Raw genomic sequence first — 16,658 nt, 5'->3', positions numbered from 1 at the left:
CCCTCAAGGGGGGAGATTGTTCTTTTCCCATGCTGGCCTTTTTCGGCAGGATGGAGTGCAGGATCGAAGCGGCTCTCTCCCGATCTCCCCCCTTGAGGGGGAGATGTCACGCAGTGACAGAGGGGGGTATGCTTGCCCAGTCCACGAGGGTCTCACATCATGCCCCTGATCAACCTCCCAGCCTTTGCCGCCGATCTGCTCGCCGATTTCGAGCGGCTGGGGACGCTGCGCGTCGATACGCCGGTGATCCAGCCGGCCGAACCATTCCTCGACATGGCGGGCGAAGACCTGCGCCGCCGCATCTTCATGACCGAAAGCGAGACGGGAAAAAGCCTGTGCCTGCGCCCGGAATTCACCATTCCCGTCTGCCTGCGCCATATCGAGACTGCGACCGGCACGCCGCAGCGTTATTCCTATCTCGGCGAGATCTTTCGCCAGCGTCGGGAAGGCGCCAACGAATTTTATCAGGCTGGCATCGAGGACCTGGGCGAAACGGATGTGGCCGGCGCCGATGCCCGTGCCATCAGTAACGCCGTCGAAATCCTCGCCGCCCGTCTGCCCGGGAAGCCCCTGAGGGTGACGCTCGGTGACCAGTCCGTCTTCGAAGCCGTGGTCGCCGCCTGCGGCCTGCCCGCCGGCTGGCAGAAGCGGCTGATCCACGCGTTCGGCAATTCGGCGCAGATCGACGGGCTACTGACGCGGCTCTCGAACCCGCAGCCGGTGACGGGCCTCAACCCCGAGATCGAGGCGCTGCTCGCCTCTGGCGATGACGCGACGCTGATCGCCCATCTCGACGAGACCATGCAAGCAACCGGCTATTCCACCAATGCCAGCCGCAGTCCGAAGGAAATTGCTGCGCGGCTGAAGGAGAAGCGGGCGCTGGAAAAGACTGCGCTTGATAGCCGCACGCTCGGCCTCCTGCGGGAATTCTTGTCGGTCAGCATACCGCTTGCCGACGCCCCGGCGGCGCTGTTTGCTTTCGCGAAAAAATCCGGCCTGACGCTGGACGGCGCCCTGTCGCGCTTCGATGCGCGGGTCGCGGCGCTCGGCAATGCCGGTGTCGATCCGGCGCTCCTCACCTACCGCGCCGCCTTCGGCCGTCCGCTCGATTATTATACCGGTCTCGTCTTCGAGATCGTCATCGACGGCTCTACGGCGGTGCTGGCCGGTGGCGGCCGTTTTGACCGGTTGATGACGCTGCTCGGCGCCAGGACGCGCATCCCGGCCGTCGGCTTCGCGCTCTGGCTCGACCGGATCGAACGGGCGCTGGCGCAGCGCGAAGGGGAGGCCACCCGATGACCATCACCATCGCTCTGCCTTCCAAGGGCCGGATGAAGGACGACGCCTCGGCCATCTTCGAAAAGGCGGGTTTGAAGATCGTCGCCGTCGGCAACGAGCGCTCCTATCGCGGCCGCGTCGAAGGTCTGGATGACGTCGAGATCGCCTTCCTGTCGGCTTCCGAAATCTCCCGCGAGATCGGCAACGGCTCGATCGATTTCGGCGTCACCGGCGAAGACCTGATCCGCGAAGGATTATCCGAGGTGGATTCGCGCGTCGAATTCTGCGCCAGGCTCGGTTTTGGCCATGCCGATGTCGTCGTCGCCGTTCCGGAAATCTGGCTCGATGTCGATACCATGGCCGATCTCGGCGACGTCGCCGCCGATTTCCGCGCCCGCCACGGGCGCCGGCTGGCGATCGCGACTAAATACTGGCGGCTGACGCAGCAGTTCTTTTCCGCGAAGCACGGCATCCAGCTCTACCGCATCGTCGAAAGCTTGGGCGCCACCGAAGGTGCGCCCGCCTCAGGCTCCGCCGATATCATCGTCGACATCACCTCGACTGGCTCGACGCTCAAGGCCAATCACCTGAAAATCCTGTCGGACGGCGTCATGCTTAGGTCCGAGGCTTGCCTGGTGCGAGCGCGCAAGCCGGAGCATGAGGGTGATCCGCTGGTGGCGAGGATCATCGATGCGGTGCGCGGGGCTCTCGGATAGGTTTACAGTCGGAAGGGTCTGTTGGAGAAGCGCGCTGCAAAAACTGGAACAAGTTACACCCGTTAGTCTAACATTTTGGACACGACTGTCCTATATGGTAACTCCCACTTCAAGGAGTTCTCCATGGCCGATCTTTCTTCCTTCGCGATCACCACCCGCTGGCCCGCCAAAAATCCCGATATCATTCAGCTTTATTCCCTGCCGACGCCGAACGGCGTGAAGATTTCCATCGCCTTGGAAGAACTTGGTCTGCCCTATGAGCCGCACCGCATCGATTTCGGCAATAACGACCAGAAGACGCCGGAGTTCGTTTCCCTCAATCCGAACGGTCGAATCCCGGCGATCATCGACCCCAATGGTCCGGACGGAAAGCCGATCGGCCTGTTCGAATCCGGCGCCATCCTCGTCTATCTGGCGGAAAAGACCGGCAAGCTGATCCCGGCCGATGCCGCCGGACGCTACGAGACGCTCTCTTGGGTGATGTTCCAGATGGGCGGCGTCGGGCCGATGTTGGGCCAGTTCGGCCATTTCTTCAAATTCGCCGCCGACAAGGTCGCCAACAATTCCTATCCGATGGAGCGCTACCGCGACGAAGCCAAGCGCCTGCTCGGCGTTCTTGAAGGCCGGCTGACGGGCCGCCAGTGGCTGATGGGCGACGAATATACCATCGCCGATATCGCTACCTATCCCTGGATCGAGGGTGCCCGCAAGTTCTATGGCGGCGCCGATGTGCTGGAATATTCGAACTTCCCGAATGTGATGGCCTGGGTCGATCGCGGCCTTGCACGCCCGGCCACGCAGAAGGGCATGGAAATCCCCGGGCGCGAATGATCGCGCTTGTCCATCCGTCCGCCCGAGTTGACGGGGCCTGTGTTGACGTGACTTGGGCGGACAGGCTACCTCTCGGGAAATGAAGCTTTCTCGACGGGTGGAACAGACGTGGCAGGTAGACTTGTTGTTGCAGGCGGCGGTCAGACGGCCTTTGCCCTCGTAGCCAAGCTTCGGGCGTTGAAGGACGAACGTCCGGTGACGATCGTCGCCGCGGAAGCCAGTCTTCCCTACCAGCGCCCGCCGCTGTCGAAAAAATATCTGCTGCGCGAAATGAACCTCGACCGGCTGCTGTACCGGCCGGAGAGCTGGTACCCCGAGCACAACGTCGATGTGCGTCTTTCGACGACGGTCATAGCCATCGATCGCGCCGCCAAGACCGTGAGGCTCAGCGACGGCTCCAAACTCGATTATGATGTGCTGGCGCTTGCGACGGGCTCGACCCCGCGGAAACTGCCCGCCAGCATCGGTGGTGATCTCGAGGGCGTGTTCGTCTTGCGCGATTTCACCGATGCCGACCGCCTGGCGGATGAATTGAAGCCCGGCAGGCACGCCCTGATCATCGGCGGGGGCTATATCGGCCTGGAAGCCGCAGCCATCGCGCGCTCGAGCGGGCTCGAAGTCACGGTTATCGAGATGGCGGATCGCATCCTGCAACGCGTCGCCTCGGCCGCGACCTCTCATCTGGTGCGTGATATCCACAAGACACGCGGCGTCGATATTCGCGAAGGCACCGGGCTTGTCCAGCTGACCGGCACGAATGGACACGTGACCGCCGCCCAATTGACCGACGGCTCGACCATTCCGGTCGATCTGGTGATCGTCGGTATCGGCGTGACGGCCAATGACGCGCTGGCCCACGACGCCGGCCTCGAGGTTGCCAATGGCATCGTCGTCGACCAATTCGGCCGCACCTCTGATCCCTCGATCCGCGCCATGGGCGACTGCGCCGTGCTGCCGTGGAAGGGGATGCGCATCCGGCTTGAATCGGTCCAGAACGCCGTCGATCAGGCGGAGGCGGTGGCTGCCCTGCTCGCCGGCGGCGAGGCACCCTATGATCCGAAACCCTGGTTCTGGTCCGATCAGTACGACGTCAAGCTGCAGATCGCCGGCTTCGGTCTCGGCCACGACGAAACGATCGTACGCAGGGGCCAGCGCGAGGGCAGCGTCTCCGTCTGGTATTTCATGCAGGGCAAGCTGATCGCGGTCGATGCGCTCAATGATGCGAAGGCCTATGTGACGGGCAAGAAACTGCTCGAGCAGGGGCTGACGCCGGACCGCGCCATCCTCGAAAATCCTGAAGCGGACTTGAAGTCGCTGTTGCCTTGAGCGGCCACCACCCTACGAGTGGTGGCTGAAAATCCGTCCCTTTGTTTCCAGTTGGAAACGGGGAAAGAAGAAGACGCCGAGCATCGACCCGGAATAGCGCTGTGCGAGCCCGCTCGATTCACCAATGCAGAAAACCGGCTGCTTCTGGCCGGACGTCAGCATGATGGTGGTTGAGAAGCAAAAGGACGAGGACGTCGTTGCCGCCTGTTCGAAAAGCCGGAAGACATGATCGCGGTCGGCGTTGTCATAACAGCGCACGAGATTGAGCAGGCCGCATTCGGGCTGACGCAGGCCGTGCATCGCCGCGGCGGTTTCACCGAGCCGAAACAGTCCGCTCGAGAGATTGCCGGCCCATTCGTCTGAAAAGCAGAACTGGTTCAGCAACTTCTGCCCGCTTTCGCCAAGGGCAAAGGAATCTGCGTCTGGAAGTGAAGAAAGACCCGTTGTTGCAATCTTAAACACGGGCGGCTCCAGAATATGCGCAACGTCCGAAGTTCATTCGCTGCTCCCGTCAAAGGTTTGAAAGAAACTATTTCCAATTTTCAATAAAGTAAAAGTGACGCGTAAAATACGTTAACAGTTCTGTAACCTGCGATCGGCAAGAGACGTAAGTTTAAATCCCTATCGCCATCGCGTTCATGATGAAGTAAATTATAATGCAATGAAAATATATCAGAATATATTTGCGTTATTATTTGGATAAAAGCGATTTAGGCGCATCGTTATTGTAGAAAAATGAGTAACCCTGTTGTCTATTTTTCCAGTTTCTTGCATTCAGGTCTGTGGTTCGCTTGTAGCTTCAATGGTCTTTCTGGCAAACTTTTTGCGGCCTGAAGCATATATCTGCGATTGCATTCGTTTCGATCTGTGCAATCAGAACATGATTCGCATGTGACTAGGCAATGGGTCAAATGCCGTAGATGCGGACCTTTCCTGGGGACATCCATCAACTTTTGTATCGTGATCGAAAAAGGGCGGACCTTGCGGCCCGCCCTTTCTCAATCCGGAAACCCGGAAAGCCTTGTGGTCGTCACTCGTGATAAGGCAGACGCCGCCCATGCCGCCACTTCAGCGCGCTTGGCGCGCTGAAGCACTTTGGATCATGGGCGAAGCTGTATGGTCGTCACTCGTGATAAGGCGGACGCCTTATCACATCATGCCGCCCATGCCGCCCATGCCGCCCATGTCAGGCATGCCGCCGCCGGCAGATTCCTTCTTCGGAAGCTCTGCAATCATGGCTTCGGTGGTGACGAGCAGACCGGCAACCGAAGCTGCGTTCTGCAGGGCCGTGCGGACAACCTTGACCGGATCGACGATACCCATGGCGATCATGTCGCCATATTCGCCGGTCTGGGCATTGTAGCCGTAGTTGTCGGTGTTGCTTTCGAGGATCTTGCCGACCACGATCGAACCTTCGTCACCGGCGTTCTCAGCGATCTGGCGAACCAGCGACTGCAGCGCCTTGCGGACGATGTTGATACCGGCCGTCTGGTCGTCGTTCGCACCCTTGATGTTGAGAACGATCGAGGCACGCAGCAGAGCCGTACCACCGCCAGGAACGATGCCTTCCTGAACGGCAGCGCGCGTTGCGTTGAGGGCGTCGTCGATACGGTCCTTCTTTTCCTTGACTTCGACTTCAGTCGCACCGCCGACGCGGATGACCGCAACGCCGCCAGCGAGCTTGGCAAGGCGTTCCTGCAGCTTTTCGCGGTCGTAGTCGGAGGTGGTTTCCTCGATCTGCCCCTTGATCTGGGCAACGCGGCCTTCGATCTCGGACTTCTGGCCATGACCGTCGACGATCGTGGTGTTTTCCTTGGAGATCGAGATCTTCTTCGCACGGCCGAGCATTTCGAGCGTGACGTTTTCGAGCTTGATGCCGATGTCTTCGGAAATGACCTGGCCACCAGTCAGGATCGCGATGTCTTCGAGCATGGCCTTGCGGCGATCGCCGAAGCCCGGAGCCTTGACGGCAGCGATCTTCAGGCCGCCACGCAGTTTGTTGACGACGAGGGTCGCAAGCGCTTCGCCTTCGACGTCTTCCGAGATGATGAGGAGCGGCTTGCCGGTCTGAACGACAGCTTCGAGAACCGGAAGCATCGCCTGCAGGTTGGAGAGCTTCTTCTCATGGAGAAGGATGTAGGCGTCGTCCAGTTCGGCAACCATCTTTTCCGGGTTGGTCACGAAGTAAGGGCTGAGGTAGCCGCGGTCGAACTGCATGCCTTCGACGACTTCGAGCTCGGTTTCGGCGGTCTTGGCTTCTTCAACCGTGATGACGCCTTCATTGCCGACTTTCTGCATCGCGTCAGCGATGTACTGGCCGATTTCCGTCTCGCCGTTGGCAGAGATCGTGCCGACCTGGGCAACTTCTTCCGAAGTGCTGATCGTCTTGGACTTGGCAACGATGTCCTTGACGATGGCAGTAACAGCGAGGTCGATACCGCGCTTCAGGTCCATCGGGTTCATGCCGGCGGCTACGCTCTTGGCGCCTTCGCGAACGATGGCCTGAGCGAGAACCGTTGCAGTCGTCGTGCCGTCGCCGGCGATGTCGTTGGTCTTCGAAGCAACTTCGCGGACCATCTGCGCGCCCATGTTCTCGAACTTGTCTTCGAGTTCGATTTCCTTGGCGACGGAAACGCCGTCCTTGGTGATGCGCGGTGCGCCGAACGACTTGTCGATGATGACGTTACGGCCCTTTGGGCCGAGCGTTACCTTGACTGCGTCAGCGAGGATGTCGACGCCACGCAGCATCTTTTCGCGCGCGGTGCGGCCGAACTTGATTTCTTTGGCTGCCATTTTAAAAACTCCCGGGCTGGTGCCCAATTGGTTTTATGGAATTGAGAAGAAGGGAACCGGCTAGGATCAGCCGATAACGCCCATGATGTCGGCTTCCTTCATGATCAGAAGGTCTTCGCCGTTGAGCTTGACTTCGGTGCCCGACCACTTGCCGAATAGAACGCGGTCGCCAGCCTTGACGTCGAGAGCGATGAGAGCGCCCTTGTCGTCACGGGTGCCGGTGCCGACGGCGACGATTTCGCCTTCCTGCGGCTTTTCCTTGGCGGTGTCCGGAATGATGATGCCGCCCTTGGTCTTGGCTTCAGACTCGACGCGGCGTACGACGACGCGGTCATGCAGAGGACGGAAATTGGTGCTTGTCATTGTCTAATCCCTCGATCAAATGACTTCACGGATCGTGAACCGACCCGATGGATGGATGTTAGCACTCCTGTTGCGTGAGTGCTAGCGACCCGGAGATAAGGATGGCTGTCGATTGAGTCAAGAATGGGCCGGCAAGATTCTTTGCAGCGGGAAATTGATTGACTTGGTTTCGGCTTTTTTGTCTAATTTCTGCATGGGGTTGCGAACTGCCCCACGAGGCGTCATGCCATCACTTCGCGTCCAATCCCACGAAAAGGACGTAAACCATGGCCTCGTATAATGCTATTTCCACCGAAAAACTTGTCCGCCTGATCGGCACCCCCGGGGGGCCGGTGGTCATCGATGCGCGCGACAATGAGGATTTCGCCGCAGCCGCTTCTTCTGCCCGCGTCTTTCCGGCGGTCCTATGCCGAGGTGCGGCAATGGGCGGTGGATTATCGCGGCCGCTGGTCGTTGTGTGGTCTGCCAGAAAGGCAAGAAGCTCAGCGAAGGAGCCGCCGCCTTGGCTGCGGAATGCCGGCGTCGCTCGGTCTCTCGCGGATGTTTGCCGACGATCTGGAGCAACTGGAAGCGGGCATGATGCTCTACGATCCTTCTATCGCTGGGCACGTGACGCCATGCAGGAAAAACACGAATGGATGTCGCACGTCGCGAAGAAGGTCAAAGACAATGAATGAGGCGGTGCAGATTGAGGCGCCACCGGCGCATCCGACATTCGCCGAGGCCATCAGGGTCTGGGCGAAGATCGGGCTCTTGAGTTTCGGAGGCCCGGCGGGCCAGATCGCCCTGATGCACAGGGAACTGGTGGAGGAACGCCGCTGGATTTCCGAGAGCCGGTTCCTGCATGCGCTGAATTTCTGCATGCTCCTGCCGGGTCCCGAAGCGCAGCAGCTTGCCATCTATGTCGGCTGGCTGCTGCACGGCACGCGTGGCGGCATCGTGGCCGGCACGCTGTTCGTGTTGCCGGGCTTCTTCGTCATCCTTGGCCTGTCGTCGGCCTATGCGCTGTTCCAGGAGACGCATTGGCTCGCCGCTGTGTTTTTCGGATTGAAGGCGGCGGTGTTGGCGATCGTCGTCGAAGCGGTCATCCGCATCGGCCGCCGGGGGGTGAAAACCCGCTTTGCCGTGATCGTCGCGGCCCTCGCCTTCGCTGCGCTTTTCTTTTTCGATCTACCGTTTCCGCTGGTCGTCCTGGCGGCGGGTGTGGCCGGCTACGTCGCCACCCACGCGCAATCGGTGGAACGGAGAACCATGGCGGCGGCAAAGCAGGCCCTGGCCGACCAGCCCTCGGTCATCGACAGCAATTTCCCGGACGTCGTCTCGTCCTGGGGCCGGGCGGTCCGGGTTTTCGGCGTCTGGGCGGCGCTCTGGGTCGCGCCGTTCGTCGTCATCGGCGCAATGCTCGGCTTCGACAATGTCTATACTGCCATCGGCCTGTTCTTCTCCAAGATGGCGGTGGTGACCTTCGGCGGCGCCTATGCCGTGCTTGCCTATGTCGCCCAGCAGGCGGTCGAGACCTATCACTGGCTGAGGCCCGGTGAAATGCTCGATGGTCTGGCCTTGGCCGAAACGACGCCTGGCCCTCTGGTGCTGGTGCTCTCCTTCGTCGGCTTCATGGCCGCTTTTCGCGCGCCGCTCGGGCTCGATCCTCTCTGGACCGGCATTCTCGGAGCGATGCTTGCCACCTGGGTCACGTTCATTCCCTGCTTCCTTTGGATTTTCCTCGGTGCGCCCTATGTCGAGACCGTGCGTAACAACAGGGCGCTTTCGGGTGCGCTGGCGGCGATCTCGGCGGCGGTCACCGGCGTCATCCTCAACCTGGCGCTCTGGTTCGGCCTGCACATCCTTTTTGCAGAGGTAAGCCGGCATGTGGCCGGGCCGCTGTCGATGCCGCTTCCGGTTTGGCAGACGTTCCAGCCGGCAGCATTGCTGCTGACGCTTCTGGCGGTTCTCATGCTTTTCAAGCTGAAACGCGGGATCGTAACCACGCTTGTCGTCTGCGCCGGCGCTGGCTGGCTGATCAGCAGCTTTTAAAAGGCCCATCCATATTTTACGGCCGAATCCTTGGGATTCGGCCGCCAATTTCCGCAGGGAGTCTTGTATTTTCGGCGCCTGCCTGCGATGTCACGCCGGATATTTTTTCTGCGGGAAACCAGCATGGCCGTTCGGATCAACAGTTTTCGCGACATCGCCAACCGTTACGATGTCGTTCTGTGCGATGTCTGGGGCGTGCTGCACAATGGTGTTGCGGCCTTCAAGCAAGCCTGCGAGGCGTTGACGGAAGCCCGGGCCAGGGGCCTGACCGTCGTCCTCATTACCAATTCTCCGCGCCCGCATCCCGGCGTCATCACGCAGATCCGCGGCCTCGGCGTGCCCGATACCGCCTATGACCGCATCGTTACCTCCGGCGACGTCACCCGCGCACTGATCGCCGCTGGCCCGAAAAAGATCTATTTCATCGGCGCCGAACGCGACCTGCCGCTGCTCGATGGCCTCGGTGTCGAAATGGTTTCTTCCGAGGATGCCGAGATCATCGTCTGCGCCGGCTTTTTCGACGATGAGACCGAAACTCCGGACGACTACCGCGCAACACTTACCGGCATGGCCAAACGCAAGCTGCCCTTCATCTGCGCCAACCCCGACCTTGTCGTCGAACGCGGCCACAGGCTGATCCCCTGCGCCGGTGCCATCGCCAAGGTCTATGCGGAACTCGGCGGCGAGACCCGGATTTCCGGAAAGCCCTACGTGCCGATCTACCGCGCCTCGCTGTCGGAGGCCAAGGCCGTTCGCGGGGGGCTCGATCTGTCGCGGGTGATCGCCGTCGGCGACGGCATGCCGACCGATGTCAAGGGTGCGCAGGATTTCGGCCTTGATATTCTCTATATCAGCGCCGGAATTCATGCGCTCGAATATATGAATGCTGAAAAGACGGACGAGACGAAACTTGCAGCTTTCCTGAAAGACGAGGGTGCCGCGCCGAAATGGTGGATGCCCAGATTGGCTTAAAGGACGGGCTTGATCGTATTGGCCCAGAGACGAGACTGGTTTGACGGACATGACGGTTTTCCATCGCAACGAGACGCGCGAACCATTGCCGCAAGCCTTGAGGGGCGGCGTCATTGCCATCGGCAATTTCGACGGCGTGCACCGAGGCCACCAGTCGGTGTTGAATCGGGCGCTGGAGGAGGCGCGGGCGCGCGGCGTTCCGGCCCTGGTGCTGACCTTCGAGCCGCATCCGCGCACGGTCTTTCGCCCGGACCATCCGGTCTTCCGTCTGACGCCGGCGCCGCTCAAGGCCCGCATCCTCGAAGGCATGGGCTTCTCCGCCGTCATCGAATATCCGTTCGACCGCACGTTTTCTGAGCTTTCCGCCTCCGATTTCATTCGCTCCGTGCTGATGGACTGGCTGCACGCCGGCCACGTCGTGACCGGCTTCGATTTCCATTTCGGCAAGGGCAGGGAAGGTGGCCCCGCCTTCCTGATGGCGGCCGGCGGCGAAAACGGTTTTGGCGTCACGCTGGTCGATGCCTTTCGCGACGAAAACGCCTCGGTGATCTCTTCCAGCCATATCCGCGGGCTGCTCGGCGAGGGTGACGTCGCAGAGGCAGCCGGAATGCTGGGCTATCGCTATACGGTGGAATCCGAAGTGATCGGCGGCAAGAAGCTCGGCCGCACGCTTGGCTATCCCACCGCCAACATGCAATTGCCCCCCGAAGTCGAACTGCGCAACGGCATCTACGCCGTGCGCTTCCGCCGCGCCGACGGCAGTCTCCATGACGGCGTTGCCAGTTTCGGCAAGCGCCCGACGGTCGACAGCGATGGCGTCCCCCTGCTCGAAACCTTCGTCTTCGACTTTGCCGGCGATCTCTACGGCGAAATCTGTTCCGTCTCCTTCTTCGGTCACCTTCGCGACGAGCTCAAATTCGACGGCCTCGATCCGCTGGTGGTGCAGATGAAGCGGGATGAGGCGGAGGCGCGGGCGTTGCTCTCGGGCGTGCGGCCGCTCAGCGAGATCGACCTGCAGATTGCGTTTTAAGCCGTGACCTGGTTGACGTTCGGACTAAATTGGTCGCGTACTGTGCCTGACCAAAGTCACAAAACCCAACAGGAATGAGAGTTCGATGGCTACTACGCCGCGCCGACCCGTAAATCCGATGGATGCCGCTGAAGCATTGTTCAAGCCGGCCAAAAAGCCGGTAGCGCCTGCAGTCGAACGGCGCGCGTTGCCGGAGACCAAGGAGCTTGTGTCGATCAAGATCGACAGCGCCGTGCTCGAATATTTTCAGAAGGATGGGCCGGGCTGGCAGGATCGCATCAACGACGCGTTGCGAGCAGTGATGCAGAGCAAACCCGGCGCGTAAATAGCGTCGAGCCCGAATAAACAGGAAGCACGCTGACGTGGCACGGCAACGGGGGTGCGCAAACCTGCAGCGCCAGCTGCAAGCCTCTTCCTTTTCGGCTGAAAACGTCTTAAACAACCGGCCACCATGACCCGATATCGTCAATTGATGATAGATCAGCGAATTATTGGCCCGGCCTTCCCAGCGCTTTGAATGTCGCCGGAAGGTCCGGGTTTTCGGCGTTTGAAATAAACGCCTCCGCTATCCCTTGAAGATATCCCGTTCGCATGCGCGGCGAAACGCGCTCAGAGACGATTGCAAAAGCCATGACCGATACCGCTGAAAAGCTCGACTATTCGAAGACCCTTTATCTGCCGGAAACCGAATTCCCGATGCGCGCCGGTTTGCCGCAGAAGGAACCGGAAACGGTCGCCCGCTGGCAGAAGATGGAGCTCTACAAGAAGCTCCGCGCCTCGGCTGCCGGCCGTGAAAAATTCGTGCTGCATGACGGCCCGCCCTATGCCAATGGCAACATCCACATCGGCCATGCGCTGAACAAGATCCTGAAGGACATCATCAACCGCTCGTTCCAGATGCGCGGCTATGACGCCAACTATGTTCCGGGCTGGGACTGCCACGGCCTGCCGATCGAATGGAAGATCGAGGAGGCCTATCGCGCCAAGGGCAAGAACAAGGACGAGGTTCCGGTCAACGAGTTCCGTAAGGAGTGCCGCGAATTCGCCGCCAACTGGATCAAGATCCAGTCGGAAGAGTTCAAGCGCCTCGGCATCGAGGGCGATTTCGACAATCCCTATACGACGATGGCCTTCCACGCCGAAGCCCGCATCGCCGGCGAACTCCTGAAGATCGCCAAGTCCGGCCAGCTCTATCGCGGCTCGAAGCCGATCATGTGGTCGGTCGTCGAGCGTACGGCGCTGGCGGAAGCCGAGGTCGAGTACCAGGACGTCGAGAGCGACATGATCTGGGTGAAGTTCCCGGTGATGGACGCTATGCGTGATGCTGAAGTTAAAGACGGCAAGTTCGAGTTTCCGGATATGTTGGCTGGGCAGGCGTCCGTCGTCATCTGGACCACGACCCCCTGGACGATCCCCGGTAACCGCGCGATCGCCTATTCCTCGCGCTACCCCTACGGCCTCTTTGAGGTCGCAAGCGCGGAGAACGACTTCGGGCCGCAGCCGGGCGAAAAACTGATCTTCGCCAGGCGTCTTGCCGACGAAGCCGCAACCAAAGCCAAGGTCACGTTCAAATTTGTTCGCGAAGTCGGCGCCGACGAACTGGCGGCCATGACCTGCGCCCATCCGCTGCACGGCCTCGGTGGCGGCTATGACTTCCAGGTGCCGCTGCTCGACGGTGACCACGTCACCGACGACGCCGGTACCGGTTTCGTCCATACGGCTCCCAGCCACGGCCGCGAGGACTTCGACGCCTGGATGGAGAATGCCCGGGCGCTCGAAGCGCGCGGCATCTCCTCGACGATCCCGTTTCCCGTCGACGACGCTGGTTTTTATACCGTCGATGCGCCGGGCTTCGGCCCGGACGCCGAAGGTGGGGCCGCCCGTGTCATCGATGACACGGGCAAGAAGGGCGATGCCAACGATCGTGTGATCAAGGCGCTGATCGCCCGCCACACGCTGTTTGCCCGCGGCCGCTTGAAGCATACCTATCCGCATAGCTGGCGCTCGAAGAAGCCGGTGATCTTCCGCAACACGCCGCAGTGGTTCGTCTATATGGACAAGGAGCTTGCCGACGGTAAGACGCTGCGTTCGCGCGCCCTGAAAGCCATCGACGAGACCCGCTTCGTGCCCGCAGCCGGCCAGAACCGCCTGCGTGCGATGATCGAGAACCGTCCGGATTGGGTGCTTTCCCGTCAGCGGGCCTGGGGCGTGCCGATCGCCGTCTTTGCCGACGAAAAGGGCGAAGTGCTGGTCGATGAGGCCGTCAACGCCCGCATCCTCCACGCCTTCGAACAGGAAGGTGCGGATGCCTGGTTCGCCGAAGGCGCCAAGGATCGGTTCCTTGGGCCTGATCATGATCATGCCCGCTGGACGCAGGTGATGGACATCCTCGACGTCTGGTTCGATTCGGGCTCGACGCACACCTTCACGCTGGAGGATCGCCCTGACCTGAAATGGCCGGCGGATGTCTATCTCGAAGGCTCCGACCAGCATCGCGGCTGGTTCCATTCCTCACTGCTCGAAAGTGCAGCGACACGTGGCCGCGCACCCTACAACGCCGTCATCACCCATGGCTTCACCATGGACGAGAAGGGCGAGAAGATGTCGAAGTCCAAGGGCAATGTCACATCGCCCCAGGAGGTCATGAAGGACGCCGGAGCCGATATCTTGCGTCTCTGGGTGGCGACGTCGGACTATGCGGAAGACCTGCGCGTCGGCAAGACGATCATCCAGACCAACATCGACGCCTATCGCAAGCTCAGAAACACCATCCGCTGGATGCTCGGCACGCTGGCGCATGACAGGCAAGAAGACATCGCCTTCAACGACATGCCCGAACTTGAGCGGCTGATGCTGCATCGCCTCTCCGAACTGGACCAGATCGTCCGCGAAGGTTATGACGCCTTCGACTTCAAGCGCATCGCCCGTGCGCTGATCGATTTCTCGAATGTCGAGCTTTCGGCCTTCTATTTCGATATCCGCAAGGACGCGCTCTATTGCGATGCGCCGTCGAGCCTGCGCCGCCGCGCCAGCCTCGCGGTCATCCGCAAGCTGTTCGAATGCCTGGTGACCTGGCTTGCACCGGTTCTGCCCTTCACGGCCGAAGAGGCCTGGCTGTCGCGCGATCCGTCGGCGGTTTCCGTCCACCTGGAACAGTTCCCGATCGTGCCGGCCGAATGGCGCGACGAGGCGCTGGCAGAGAAGTGGAAGAAGGTCCGCGACGTACGTCGGGCGGTCACCGGTGCACTGGAGGTCGAGCGTCGCGACAAGCGCATCGGCTCCTCGCTGGAAGCGGCTCCGGTCGTCCACATCGCCGACGCCGGTCTGCTGCAGGCGCTGGAAGGCCAGGATTTCGCTGAAATCTGCATCACTTCCGGCATCGCGGTCGTCGATGGCAAGGGGCCGCAAGGCGCCTTCCGCCTGGATGACCTGTCGACAGTCAGCGTCGAGCCCAGACTGGCGGAAGGCGTCAAATGCGCCCGCTCCTGGCGGATTACCGCCGATGTCGGTTCCGATCCTGCTTTCCCGGATGTGTCCGCCCGCGATGCGGCGGCGCTGCGCGAGCTTGGCTTCGCCTGTTGATGGATAGTCTGCCGGGTGAATTGCTCTTTTGCCGCTCATCCGGTAGAACCTGCCTGAAAATCGGCGGATTTATCCGTCAAGGGCGCAGCAATGCCGCCTCAGAGATCGATCGTGCCGGCGCCGCTGGAAGGGTTTTCATGGGAATGACGCGAGAGTTTCGAGTGTATGCCGGTATTTTCGGCGTTGTGGCTGGCAGCCTCGTCCTGACCGGCTGCATTGGCGGCCCGACCTACGGCACGGACAAGACCGCCGGTGAACACCTGATGGACGACCTCGGCAGTGCCGTCAGCATTGGCGAGACGACCAAGTCCAAGAACCTCAAATATCAACCGCGGCCCGGCCTCGTCCTGCCTCCATCAAGCGAGACCGCCGCGCTGGTGCAGCCACAGCAGAGCCTTGCCAAGGACAATCCGCAGTGGCTTGAGTCGCCGGAAGAAACGCGTCAGCGCCTGCGCGACGAAGCCGATGCCAATGCCGACAGCCCGACCTACGTTTCGCCACTGGCCAAATCAAGCGCCAATAGCCGTCGCCTGACCGCCAAGGAACAGCAGGAAGCCTATCGCGAAGCCCGCAAGCTCCAGATGGGCGCCTATGCCGACAAGCGCCGTTTCCTGAGTGACCCGCCGCTCGAATACCGCAAGATGCCGGAAGAGGCCGTGGCGGATCTCGGCGAACCGGAGCAGGTCAAGGCGCGCCGCCGCAAGAAGGAAGCCGCGATTGCCGGCAGCGGCAAGAAGTGGTGGGACATTTTCTGATCGGCGATGTTTGATATTCGAGAGGCGACGCCAGCCGACGCGGGAACTATCCTGCGCTTCATCACCGAACTGGCAATTTATGAAAAAGCCGGCCACGAAGTCGAGGCGACGGTCGAATCCATCACCGAATCCCTGTTCGGCCCGAATTCCGTTTCGCATGCGGCGATCTGCGAGCGCGACGGCGTTCCCGTCGGTTTTGCCGTCTGGTTCTTCAGCTATTCGACTTGGCAGGCTCGCAACGGCCTTTATCTCGAAGACCTCTACGTCACGCCTGAACAGCGCGGAACCGGCGCCGGACGCCTGATGCTGCGCTATCTGGCGCGGATCGCGGTGGAAAAGGGATGCGGCCGGTTCGAGTGGAGCGTGCTCGACTGGAACGAGCCGGCGATCAAGGCCTATCAGGCGATCGGTGCCGAGCCGCTGACCGAATGGACCCGCTATCGTCTGTCCGGAGCCGCGCTCGAAAGCTTTGCCGCCGGCTGAGCCGCCTTTCAACGCTTCTCTACAAAAAACTGCTTGAGGATATCCGCCGCCGCTTGGGCTGAAAAACCCGAATAAACCTCGGGCGCGTGATGGCAGGTCGGCTGGCTGAAAAAGCGCACGCCGTTGTCGACGCCGCCGCCTTTCGGATCCTCGGCACCATAGTAGAGCCGCCGCAGCCGGGCAAACGAGATGGCCGCGGCGCACATGGTGCAGGGTTCGAGCGTTACATAGAGGTCGGCGCCGGGAAGCCGCTCGTCGCCGACAATGCGGCAGCCTTCGCGGATCACCTCGATCTCGGCATGGGCGGTGATGTCGTTGAGTTCCCGGGTCCGGTTTCCGGCACTGGCAATGACCTCGCCATTGAGGACAAGCACGGCGCCGACCGGGACTTCGCCGCGTGCCGCCGCCAGCCGGGCCTCTGCCAAGGCCAAATCCATGAAGCGGTTCGTTTCAGCCATCGTTGGAACCCGCGATAATTTCTCTTAACCCTTGGGC

15 protein-coding genes are annotated in these 16,658 nt (G+C 61.0%); 11 read left to right on the top strand and 4 right to left on the bottom strand.

Annotated features, from left to right (window positions below; genetic code table 11):
- The first annotated feature begins 159 nt into the window (after positions 1-159).
- From ACSQ2Z_RS17650 to ACSQ2Z_RS17635, 4 genes are all read left to right on the top strand, one after another.
- On the top strand, positions 160-1,299 hold the full coding sequence (locus ACSQ2Z_RS17650) for an ATP phosphoribosyltransferase regulatory subunit (RefSeq protein WP_436082390.1): 1,140 nt from the start codon (positions 160-162) through the stop codon (positions 1,297-1,299).
- Positions 1,296-1,994, top strand: a complete 699-nt coding sequence (gene hisG, locus ACSQ2Z_RS17645) for an ATP phosphoribosyltransferase (protein ID WP_436082389.1) — start codon at positions 1,296-1,298, stop codon at positions 1,992-1,994. Before ACSQ2Z_RS17650 ends, hisG begins: the two co-directional genes overlap by 4 nt.
- 123 nt (positions 1,995-2,117) lie before the next feature.
- Entirely contained in the window at positions 2,118-2,825 is a 708-nt protein-coding gene (locus tag ACSQ2Z_RS17640) for a glutathione binding-like protein (RefSeq protein WP_436082388.1), read from the top strand.
- 108 nt (positions 2,826-2,933) lie between these two features.
- Positions 2,934-4,151: an NAD(P)/FAD-dependent oxidoreductase gene (locus tag ACSQ2Z_RS17635; protein ID WP_436082387.1), complete on the top strand. Its 1,218-nt coding sequence runs from the start codon at positions 2,934-2,936 to the stop codon at positions 4,149-4,151.
- Positions 4,152-4,163: 12 nt separating this feature from the next.
- Here the strand turns inward: ACSQ2Z_RS17635 and ACSQ2Z_RS17630 are convergent, their stop codons facing one another.
- The 3 genes from ACSQ2Z_RS17630 to groES form a co-directional block, all read right to left on the bottom strand.
- Positions 4,164-4,613 (bottom strand): hypothetical protein, encoded by a 450-nt coding sequence (locus ACSQ2Z_RS17630; protein ID WP_436082386.1) that lies wholly within the window; start codon positions 4,611-4,613, stop codon positions 4,164-4,166.
- Positions 4,614-5,300: 687 nt separating this feature from the next.
- Positions 5,301-6,944, bottom strand: a complete 1,644-nt coding sequence (gene groL / locus ACSQ2Z_RS17625) for a chaperonin GroEL (protein ID WP_436082385.1) — start codon at positions 6,942-6,944, stop codon at positions 5,301-5,303.
- Positions 6,945-7,010: 66 nt separating this feature from the next.
- Positions 7,011-7,307 carry a co-chaperone GroES gene (gene groES / locus ACSQ2Z_RS17620; RefSeq protein WP_037124760.1) on the bottom strand — a complete coding sequence of 99 codons (297 nt, stop codon included), beginning with the start codon at positions 7,305-7,307 and terminating at the stop codon, positions 7,011-7,013.
- A gap of 669 nt (positions 7,308-7,976) precedes the next feature.
- Between groES and chrA the strand changes: the two genes are divergently transcribed.
- The 7 genes from chrA to ACSQ2Z_RS17585 all read left to right on the top strand — a co-directional run bounded on the left by chrA (position 7,977) and on the right by ACSQ2Z_RS17585 (position 16,163).
- A complete protein-coding gene (gene chrA / locus ACSQ2Z_RS17615) occupies positions 7,977-9,341 on the top strand; it encodes a chromate efflux transporter (RefSeq protein ID WP_436082384.1) in 1,365 nt (454 codons plus the stop codon).
- A gap of 123 nt (positions 9,342-9,464) precedes the next feature.
- Positions 9,465-10,313 carry a TIGR01459 family HAD-type hydrolase gene (locus ACSQ2Z_RS17610; protein ID WP_436082383.1) on the top strand — a complete coding sequence of 283 codons (849 nt, stop codon included), beginning with the start codon at positions 9,465-9,467 and terminating at the stop codon, positions 10,311-10,313.
- 49 nt (positions 10,314-10,362) lie between these two features.
- Positions 10,363-11,343 carry a bifunctional riboflavin kinase/FAD synthetase gene (locus ACSQ2Z_RS17605; protein ID WP_436082382.1) on the top strand — a complete coding sequence of 327 codons (981 nt, stop codon included), beginning with the start codon at positions 10,363-10,365 and terminating at the stop codon, positions 11,341-11,343.
- 85 nt (positions 11,344-11,428) lie between these two features.
- Positions 11,429-11,668 (top strand): BrnA antitoxin family protein, encoded by a 240-nt coding sequence (locus ACSQ2Z_RS17600; RefSeq protein WP_436082381.1) that lies wholly within the window; start codon positions 11,429-11,431, stop codon positions 11,666-11,668.
- A 305-nt stretch (positions 11,669-11,973) separates the two neighbouring features.
- Entirely contained in the window at positions 11,974-14,925 is a 2,952-nt protein-coding gene (gene ileS, locus ACSQ2Z_RS17595; protein ID WP_436082380.1) for an isoleucine--tRNA ligase, read from the top strand.
- 137 nt (positions 14,926-15,062) lie between these two features.
- Positions 15,063-15,680, top strand: a complete 618-nt coding sequence (locus tag ACSQ2Z_RS17590; RefSeq protein ID WP_436082379.1) for a hypothetical protein — start codon at positions 15,063-15,065, stop codon at positions 15,678-15,680.
- 6 nt (positions 15,681-15,686) lie between these two features.
- A complete protein-coding gene (locus tag ACSQ2Z_RS17585) occupies positions 15,687-16,163 on the top strand; it encodes an N-acetyltransferase family protein (protein ID WP_436082378.1) in 477 nt (158 codons plus the stop codon).
- 8 nt (positions 16,164-16,171) lie between these two features.
- Here ACSQ2Z_RS17585 and ACSQ2Z_RS17580 read toward each other — a convergent pair whose 3' ends face one another.
- Positions 16,172-16,621: a nucleoside deaminase gene (locus ACSQ2Z_RS17580; RefSeq protein ID WP_436082377.1), complete on the bottom strand. Its 450-nt coding sequence runs from the start codon at positions 16,619-16,621 to the stop codon at positions 16,172-16,174.
- Positions 16,622-16,658 lie beyond the last annotated feature (37 nt).

Origin of the sequence: Pararhizobium sp. LjRoot235 (assembly GCF_964254145.1) — a bacterium.
Taxonomy (GTDB): Bacteria; Pseudomonadota; Alphaproteobacteria; order Rhizobiales; family Rhizobiaceae; genus Pararhizobium.
Note: the sequence above shows the minus strand (reverse complement) of the source record. Positions and strands in the feature narration are given on the sequence as shown.